Below are 1,244 nucleotides of genomic sequence, written 5' to 3' on the forward strand. Positions count from 1 at the left end.
GGGGGGGGGGGGGCCGCGTCATTTGTTAAAAACACACACACCCCGCCCCGGGGGGGGCGCGGGCCCCCACCGCTCCTGTCCGCTGCCACTGGCGCGATGACAGGATGCTGTCACATGGGCCGGCCACGATGCCGGCCCAACCCCTTTCTTTCGTGAGGAATTCCCGTGGAAATCACTGCTTCCCTGGTCAAGGAACTGCGCGAGCGCACTGGCGCCGGCATGATGGAGTGCAAGAAAGCACTCACCGAAAACGGCGGCGACATCGACGCTTCGGCGGAGTGGCTGCGCAAGTCGGGCCTGGCCAAGGCCGACAAGAAGGCTGACCGCGTTGCTGCCGAAGGCATCATCGTGACTGCACAGGACGGCAACAAGGCCGTGCTGGTCGAAATCAACTCCGAAACCGACTTCGTCGCCAAGGACAGCAACTTCCTGGACTTCTCCAAGGCCGTTGCTGACGTTGCGCTGAGCTCGGGCGCTGCCGACATCGACGCACTGAAGGCCGCCAAGCTGCCGTCGGGCGAAACCGTCGAAGAATCCCGCGCAGCGGTCATCGCCAAGGTTGGCGAAAAGGTCGACGTGCGTCGCATCGTCCGCCTGGAATCGTCGAACAACGTCGCTGCCTACGTGCACGGCGGCCGCATCGGCGTGCTGGTTGAACTGGCCGGCGGCACCGCCGAGCTGGCCCGTGGCCTGGCCATGCACGTGGCTGCCATGAACCCGCCGCACAACAAGGCTGCCGACGTGCCGGCCGAGTTCGTTGCCAAGGAAAAGGAAATCGAACTGGCCAAGATGTCCGACAAGGACAAGTCCAAGCCGGCCGACATCCTCGAGAAGATCATCAGCGGCAAGATCGCCAAGATCGTCAACGAAGTCACCCTGTACGGCCAGCCGTACGTGCTGAACACCGACCAGTCCGTCGAGCAGGTGCTCAAGGCCGCCGGCGCCGACGTGATCGGCTTCAAGCGCTTGGCTGTTGGCGAAGGCATCGAGAAGGTGGTGGAAGACTACGCCGCCGAAGTGATGAAGCAGGCCGGTCTGGCCTGATTCACCGCCTCAAGCGATGAAACTTGAAAGCCCGGCGCGAGCCGGGCTTTTTTGTGGGTGCTTTGTTCTGGCGCCAAGAGCAGCGCTTCAGTTCTTCCTGGCTGGGGAGGCCGACGGGCAGCCCCCTACGGGACACGCCGTGAATCCATCCATGGAGGCTTGTCAAAAACATCCATGTTTTTGACAGTCCCTACGGGGGC

The 1,244-nt window shown here is 63.2% G+C and carries 1 protein-coding gene; it reads left to right on the forward strand.

From position 1 onward, the window contains the following. The first annotated feature begins 165 nt into the window (after positions 1-165). Positions 166-1,044: a translation elongation factor Ts gene (gene tsf / locus QMX79_RS20755; RefSeq protein ID WP_282248460.1), complete on the forward strand. Its 879-nt coding sequence runs from the start codon at positions 166-168 to the stop codon at positions 1,042-1,044. Positions 1,045-1,244: the final 200 nt, after the last annotated feature.

It is taken from the genome of Stenotrophomonas sp. PS02300 (assembly GCF_029959395.1).
GTDB classification, from domain to species: domain Bacteria; phylum Pseudomonadota; class Gammaproteobacteria; order Xanthomonadales; family Xanthomonadaceae; genus Stenotrophomonas; species Stenotrophomonas maltophilia_AD.